Source organism: Deltaproteobacteria bacterium (assembly GCA_020845895.1).
In the GTDB taxonomy this organism is placed as follows: domain Bacteria; phylum Lernaellota; class Lernaellaia; order JACKCT01; family JACKCT01; genus JADLEX01.
Window position 1 is genome coordinate 1 of the sequence record JADLEX010000003.1, and the last position, 7,726, is coordinate 7,726.

The following is a 7,726-nucleotide window of genomic DNA, read 5'->3' on the forward strand; positions in this document are numbered from 1 at the left end:
TCCGAATTGATTTCATTCGACGAAGCGCCTTTTTTCGGATCGTGTCGAGCGCGTCACCGGCGAATCTGTTCAAAGGATGGCACAATCATACAGGAGCCGTCAACAGAAATCTTTGTGAATTTAGAGTGCGCGGACGACGCGCGTATCGAAGCGACCCAACACCAAAACCCGCGTCAATCCGTCCCGGCGTGGAGCAAAGAACTTTTTGACGAACGCCAGACGCCATACATCACGGCGCTCTTTCAGAGCGCGAATGGCTCGGGGTTTCGGCGGACCGGTCGGCCCATTTCCGTCTCTTGGGTGCCGACCCTCCGTTGCTTGACAGTGCCCGGGGGCGTTTCTAGCATCGCGGCACGCCCGCCCGAATCGTCGTGGAAAACGCACGTCTCCCGATGCGTCGCCGCGTCGGAGAGGCCGTTTTTCGGGCGCGTGAGCGCAAAATTCCGAGTACCGCGAGCGGCGATGACCGATTCCACCGACCGAAAACCCGTTCCGCCCGGCCCGCCGGACGTCCGCCACTTCGGCCCGGTCGGTCCCGGCACGGTCCTCGACGGCAAGTACGAGATCATCCGAAAGGTCGGCGAGGGCGGCATGGGCGCGGTGTATGAGGCGCGCGAACTCGACCCCGCCATGGACCGCACGGTCGCCGTCAAGGTGCTGCCCTACGACCTGATGCGCCGCGACCCCACCCTCGAGCGTCGGTTTCGCTCCGAGGTCCGCATCGCCACGCGCATGGACCACCCCAACATCATCCCCATCTACAATGTCGGGCAGCACGGCCCGCTCCCGTATTTCGTGATGAAATACGTCAAGGGAAAAACGCTGCGCGAGATGCTGCCCGGCACCCTCGGCCTCGAAGTGGACCAGCTCGTATCGATCGCGCAGCAGGTCGGCCGGGCCCTGCGCCACATCCACGAAAACGGCGCAATTCACCGCGACATCAAGGCCAACAACATCATGGTCGACGCGGCGGGCCACGCGACGCTCATGGACTTCGGCATCTCGAAGAGCGACGACTCGACCTTCGTGACGGCGAGCGGCGAGATTATGGGAACCGGGCCTTACCTCGCGCCGGAACAATGGGACGGCAAGACCGACCACCGCGCCGACATTTTCGCCTTTGGCGTCGTGCTCTACGAAATCTCGACCGGAAAACTGCCGTTTCAGGGGCGATCGATTCCGGAGCTGATGAACGCGATCCTGAATAAAAGCCCGTCTCCGATCACGAAATTCCGGCCGGATTTGCCCGAGGCGTTTGCGAAGACGGTCATGCGGTGCCTGGAAAAGGACCCCGAAAGGCGCTTGCAGACGATGCTCGACGTGCTGATGTCGCTCGAAGGCAAGGCCGTAGAGACGCCCGAACCCGAGATGCCAACCGAGCTGATCGCCACGCGTCCGCCCGCCGGGGTCGAGCCCGTGGGCGATGTCACGCGCGCACTGAAGGACTGGGAGCTTCGCCGAGACGCGGCGCCCGATCACCCTGAAACGCGCGAGGCGTTCGAGAAGTACACCGGGCTCGCCGAGATGGAAGAACAGGCGATCGTCGCCGCGCGCGAGGCGCTGGACGCACGTGATCGCAAACGCGCCGAGAAAATTCTCGACGAGTTTCTGAAGGCGAACGCGTCGCGCCGCGTCGCGAAATTTCGCGAGGACCTCGACCTGTTCGAACTGGCGACCGATCGCCTGATCGAGCAGGCGAAACGACTCGAAGGCGAAGGGCAGGGGCCGCGCGCCATCGAACTCTACCGGCGCGTGCTCGAAAAGCACCCCGACCACCCCCGCGCGAAGGAGGCCATCGATCGCATCAACTCGGCGAAGCGTCGCGGGCGTGCGGTGCGCGCCGAGGGCGAACGCGGCGTCGTCGCGAACGTCCTCACATGGGGACTGCGAGCCGCGGTGGTGCTCGTCGTGCTGGCGATTTTTTTGCCCAAGTTTTCGCCGCGCGCCGGCAGTGCCATGTTCGAGACGCTCGGCGACGTGACGGGCGCGATCGGTCTAAAGGCGTCGCCGAAATTCGCGAGCGCATTCGACCTCTACGGTCGCGCTCTCAAGTACAAAAAGGAGGGCGAGAAAGACGCCCTGCGCGAGAAACAGCAGGCGATCGTGCGTCACTTCGTCGATCTCGGCGATCAAGCGATGACGCAGAACTTCACGCAACTCGCCGCGGACAATTACGCCGTCGCCGCACGGCTCGATCCGGACAACAAATCCGCGCAAAACAAGCTCAAACACGCGCAGGACGCCGCGATGAAGCCCTGATCCGTATGACAAACACCGGCTGTTTCTTCTTCAAATAACCGTGTATCACGTGGCCATGCCCATCCATCGGTTCGCCATCGCCGTGCTGGCCGCACTTGCGCTTTGCGCGCCGTGCGTCGTCCAAGCGCAGCCCGCGCCGATCCGAGCCATCGTGTACTTTGACAACGAATCGGGTGAAGGATTCGGGCTGAACTTCGCGAATCGGCTTTACAATCTGGTCGGTCACTTCACCACGGACATCGCCATGCGCGAGGTCGGCGCGTACGAGCCCGGCGACATGGCGGCCTTCGATTTCGCGCTTTACATGGGCTATGAGGACCGCCCCTTGCCCGAGGCGTTTCTCGCCGACGTCGATGCCGGGGTCGCGCGCGTGATGTGGGTATCGGGCAATTTCTTTCAGTGGACCGAATACGCCGGCGAGCACAACACGCAGGGCGTGTGGGGCGGGCAACTCGAGGACGACGCGCTCTTCGACCGCGTGGCGTACAAGGGGAGGAAGCTGCGACGCGCGGGCGATCTCGCGCGGTTTCAGCTTTCCGTCGATCCCGGCGCGCAGGTGCTCGCCGAGCTCGCGGCGGTCGATTCGAGCGCGAAGACGCCCTACGCCGCGTGCGGACCGACCCTGTGTTATCTGGCCGATAATCCATTTCCCGACGACTGGCGCGACGCGCGGTCCATCGTCTTCGCCGACCTGTTGCACGAGTTTTTCTACACGGGCGCGACGGAACATCGACGCGCACTCGTTCGCCTCGAAGACCTCGCGCCGGGCGTGTCGGACCTCGTCGCGCTCGACGATTGGACGGGCGAACTCGAAAGCCGGGGCGTGCCGTTCTCGATGGGCGTGGTGCCCGTCTTCGTGGACCCGAACGGCAAGTACTATCCCGCGGGCACGCGTTACACCTACGCCGAGGATGACGCGTTCTTCGACGCCGTCGAGCGGGCCCGCGCGCGCGGCGGATCGATCATCATGCACGGATATACGCATCAGCACGACGGCGGCGTGTCGCGCGAGGACTGGGAGTTCGTCGTGGACGGTTCCAACGTGCCGCTGCCCCAGGACGGCGATAGCTGGGCGAGAGGGCGCGTGGAATCGGGTCTCGCGCAGTTCGCGGCGCGCGGGCGGCGGCCTCGCGTGTGGGAAACGCCGCACTACGCCGCCTCGGCCGGCGACTACGCGGTCTTCGGCGAATACTTCGACGCGATCTACGAATCGCAGCTCGTCTTTTCGGCGCTCCCCGGCGGCGAACCGGCTTTCGGCGAATACCTCTCGCCGTCGACGCAGTTCATTCCGTTCGAGTTGCACGCCGGTTCCAACGGAGCGCCGGTCGTCCCCGAAAACCTCGGCTACTTCGACTTCACATCGCCCGGCGCGTCGGTGGACGACATGCTGCTGCGCACGGGCGAACTGACCGTGCTGCGCGACGCGGTGGCGTCGTTCTACTTCCACCACGACCTCGTGCCGCCGGACGACGTGCGCGAGATCCTCGACCGGCTCTCGGAACTCGGTTACGAGTTCGCGCCGCTCAGCGATTTCGTGCCCGGCGCGGACGACATCGAGATCGACCCGGTGCCGCTCCCCGACGAGGACGATGACGATGCGGCGGACGACGAGGACGATGACGCCGCCGCGTGTGGGTGCTGAGGAGGTGGAGCCCTCACCCCTGCCCCTCTCCCGCCTGGCGGGAGAGGGGAGGCGAGCAATGCGAGCCGGGGTGAGGGTTTTCCTCCCCATTCACTTCCGATCGGCGTATGATGTTCGGCGGGAGAAGCCCCGCGATGCGATTCGTCGTTTTCTTCGCCACGATCCTGTTTGCACCCTTTGCCGCGTTCGCCGGCGACGATCCCGCGACCCTCTCCGACATCGACCTCGAACGCTATTCCGTTCCCGCGACTTCGCAGACGGCGCTCGACGTCTTCGCGCCCGGCTATGTTCAGTGGGGCGGTTTCGAGCGGCGCTTCGGCACGCCGACGCATGACTTTCGGTGGATCGGCGCGGGCACGACGGGCTTCGCGCCGGCGACGGGCGGCGCGGTGGGCAGCGATCTCCTCTACACCGGCCTCGTGTACCGCTACCACGGGCTCGCCGGCGGCGTGATCCGCCCCGTGATGAAGATGAACGCCGGTGCGGGCCGCGCGGCGATCCCCACCGCGGACGGATTCGCGCGAGAGTCGGTCGAGTTCCTCGCGCCCGAGGCTGGCGTCGAAATCGTCATCAAGGGCTACGGGCTGGGAATGACCGTCGCGTATCCGATTCCGCTCGAACCCTGGGAGCGCGACGACCAGAAAACCGGTTACCCGTTCCCGCCCGGCCGCAATCAGGGGCCGATTGGCTGGGACGATCTGTGGAAGAATATCTACCTGATCGTCGAGTGACGGCTACTCCGCGTCCTTCGTGAAGGTCATCACGCGCCCGCCCGCCACGCGCAGGTAGTCCTCCATCGGCAGGATCATCGAATCGGTTAGCGACCCCGCGTTGAACGCGATGCGGTCGTTTCGCGGGATCGACGGGTCGATGTACAGGTCGAAGGGCAGAATCGGCCGCCCGAACGGCGGCACCGCTCCCGGCACCAGCCCCGTCATCTCGGCCAGTTCCTCCGGCGTGGCGAATCGCGTGCGCCGCGCGCCCAGCTCGCGACGCACCGCGCCGCTGTCGAGACGGCGCTCGGCGGAAAACACGAAGAGCGCGAAAACGTCATCGACCTTCAGCACGATCGCCTTGCCGCCGACGCGCAGCTCTTCGCCGCGTACGCGCGCCGATTCCTCCGAAGTTCGCGTCGGTTCGTGATGCACTTCTCGCACGGGCACGTTCAGCCCGGCGAGCCACGTTCGCAGATGTTCCAGCACCGAAGACATGCCCTCACACCCTTCCCACCCGCAGCACCACGGGCCACGTCACCGTTCGCGGCGATTCGGGATCGCCCCACAGTGGCGCGATCCGCGCGGTCAGTTCATCCACGGGATCAAACCCCCGCGCGTCCGCAAAGCGCTGCGTCGCCGACCAGGAACGCAGATAGCCCATCAGCATGGGGAGCGTCCAGTCGAGACGCAGGGCGCGCGGCGGCATCGGGATCTCATCGAAAGGAAACGGGATCGTCCTGTACTCGGCCTCGACGTGCGCGCGCTCGGGCGGCCAATAAGGTCCAACGACGTTCGCGTAAAAATCGTGCGTGAGCGGGTCGATGGCGTCGTTCACCGCGTGCAGCCGGTACGACCACGCGGCGATCACGCCGCCCGGGCGCAGCACGGCGCGCGCCCGCGCGTAGAAACGATCGAAATCGAACCAGTGAAGCGCCTGCGCCACCGCGACGAGATCGGCGCACGCATCCGGCAGATCCAGGTCCTCCGCCGTCGTCACGCGGTACTCCACGCGCGGATGCGGCGTCGCCCCGGCGAGCTGCCCGGTGCTCGCGTCGCACGCGACGACGCGCGCGAAATGATCGGCGAGTCCCAGCGCGGCCTGCCCGCTGCCGGTCGCGACATCGACGGCGAGCCCGCGCGAGGGCGCGAGCGCCGCGAGGTCCGCAAAAAGCTCCGCGGGATACCCGGGGCGGTGCTTCGCATAGAGAGCCGCCTGTTTACTGAAATGATCCTTGAATGATTCCGCCAACGTCTTCCCCTTGGATTTTTCGCGCGGGCGCATGGTAGAGTGATTGCGCTCGCGGAACGATGACCGATATCGGATTCGGGGCGCAAGACGACACGACCAACCCATCTCGGGAGCCAACTTGAAACACGCGGTCGCCCTCGTTCTTCTGCTCGCGTTCGCGGCGGCGGGCCCCGGGGCGGCGCTCGCCAACGACGCGTCGATCGGCGGTTCGGGCGCGAATGTCTATCCGATCGACAACGCCGACGTGCAACTCGTGCGCGAGACGATCCGGTTCGTCGAAACCGATTCCGGCGTGATGCTCGTGACAACGGCACTCACCTTTCGCAACAAGACGGATCGCGAAATCCGCGCGCGGATCGGTTTTCCCGTCGCGACGACCGCGATGTACGAGGAACAGGACACGCAGAGTTTCGGCGGCGAAACGCTGATCGACGAATTCACCACGCGCGTGGGCGGGAAAGCGGCGAAGACCGATTTGGTAAAGACACGGATCGAGGGCATCGAGGCCGACGCGGTCTACGCCTTCGACGCGGCGTTCGCGCCCGGCGGCGAAACCGTCATCGAGCATCGCTACCGTCTCAAGGTTTCGGTCGGCGTGCCCGATCGCCACTGGATTCCCTACGTCTTTCGCACGGGCGCGAAATGGGCCGGGCGGATCGAGTCGTCGGAGTTCATCTACGAGTTCGGCCCGCGCGTCCCCACGCACCTCGAATTCGTTTACGGCGACACGGTGCTGGTTGGCGGCGGCATCCGGCCGACCGGCAAGCGCGAGAAGCGCGCGGGCTTCGATGTCGAGGCACACTTCACCGGCGGGCCGCGCCACGTGCTGCGTGTCGTGATGCGCGACCTCGAGCCGAAAAAAGATCTGGAACTTCGATACCGGGCCGGGTTGTCCTACGAAGCGCCGGAGTTTCCCGCGAAGGGCGGCGACGAGCGGGCGAGTGATTGCGGCGAGGCTCTGAATCAGTTTCGGGAGACGTGGGTCGTCACGCCGGAACTCACGGCGTGCTTCGAGCCCAACCTGCTGCGCAATTACGTCTACGCGTCGCGCGGCTTCGCGTTCACCAAGGCGGACTGGGATCGAATGTTCTACGCAAAGGGCTACTTTCTGCCGTCGACCGCGCCCTTCTCCGAGTCTTGGATGACGGCGGCGCAGAAGGCCGCGATCGAGAAGCTGAAGGGTGCGGGGGAGTGAGGCGCATGCGCGTCGAGAGCATGACCGCGAATCCGCGAGAGGTATTCGCTGGCAGATCGCCTCTCGCAGATCGAGCGCGCATGGTCTGCGCCGCGGCGGTTATCATCGTGTGGTCTGTCTTCGGACCACCGGCAATCTGCGTGGCTTCGTCGTCCTATGAAGCGACATCCGCAGCCACTCTCATCGCGAAGAAAAGCGACATCGTGGGCAAGCTGGTTCTTCTCGAACACACGGTTCATTTTCGGCAATTGGAGAGATATTTTTATGATGTAACTGATAAATACATTTATTACAACAGCTCAAATAAAGCGATTCAGGCGCCAATAGAACTACCGTTGGCGAGCTGCGGCTATTGGGATTTTCCCTATGACGGAGATCCTCTGGACATTCGAAAGATGATCGCGAATCATGAAGTGATCGTCAATGGAATGCCTGTTCGCCCAGTTTACCAAGCGTCAAAATCGTTCAACACATTTCAATATAATAGATATGTTTTTAGTACAAAAATTGCGCCACGCGCAAAAACTTTCGTCGAAAGAAAATATCGACTTCGCGTATCCGTCATGCGTCCGGACGAATATTTTTTAGAATTTTGGGCAGGTGTTCCGCTGGGAGAAATCTCTAAGAAATTCAAGTTAATTTTTGAATTTACAGATTCTATTCCA

Annotated in this window: 7 protein-coding genes; 5 read left to right on the forward strand and 2 right to left on the reverse strand. The window is 63.8% G+C overall.

All coding sequences use genetic code 11. The features are described 5' to 3' along the window. The first annotated feature begins 462 nt into the window (after positions 1 to 462). From IT350_00140 to IT350_00150, 3 genes are all read left to right on the forward strand, one after another. Positions 463 to 2,259, forward strand: coding sequence for a protein kinase (locus IT350_00140; GenBank protein MCC6156432.1), 1,797 nt, complete (start codon positions 463 to 465; stop codon positions 2,257 to 2,259). Between the two features lie 49 nt (positions 2,260 to 2,308). Beyond that, positions 2,309 to 3,901, forward strand: coding sequence for a DUF2334 domain-containing protein (locus IT350_00145; protein MCC6156433.1), 1,593 nt, complete (start codon positions 2,309 to 2,311; stop codon positions 3,899 to 3,901). Positions 3,902 to 4,035: 134 nt separating this feature from the next. Next, complete coding sequence (locus IT350_00150; protein MCC6156434.1) at positions 4,036 to 4,632, forward strand: hypothetical protein; 597 nt, start codon at positions 4,036 to 4,038, stop codon at positions 4,630 to 4,632. A gap of 3 nt (positions 4,633 to 4,635) precedes the next feature. Here IT350_00150 and IT350_00155 read toward each other — a convergent pair whose 3' ends face one another. Both IT350_00155 and IT350_00160 read right to left on the reverse strand, forming a co-directional pair. Next, positions 4,636 to 5,112, reverse strand: coding sequence for a hypothetical protein (locus IT350_00155; protein MCC6156435.1), 477 nt, complete (start codon positions 5,110 to 5,112; stop codon positions 4,636 to 4,638). 4 nt (positions 5,113 to 5,116) lie between these two features. Further along, positions 5,117 to 5,899: a class I SAM-dependent methyltransferase gene (locus IT350_00160; GenBank protein ID MCC6156436.1), complete on the reverse strand. Its 783-nt coding sequence runs from the start codon at positions 5,897 to 5,899 to the stop codon at positions 5,117 to 5,119. An 85-nt stretch (positions 5,900 to 5,984) separates the two neighbouring features. Here IT350_00160 and IT350_00165 point away from each other — a divergent pair, with 85 nt between their 5' ends. Together IT350_00165 and IT350_00170 are read left to right on the forward strand one after the other, a co-directional pair. Continuing rightward, positions 5,985 to 7,061 (forward strand): YARHG domain-containing protein, encoded by a 1,077-nt coding sequence (locus tag IT350_00165; protein ID MCC6156437.1) that lies wholly within the window; start codon positions 5,985 to 5,987, stop codon positions 7,059 to 7,061. A 5-nt stretch (positions 7,062 to 7,066) separates the two neighbouring features. Then, positions 7,067 to 7,726, forward strand: a 660-nt coding sequence (locus tag IT350_00170; protein MCC6156438.1) for a hypothetical protein, incomplete at its 3' end; no start/stop codon positions are given.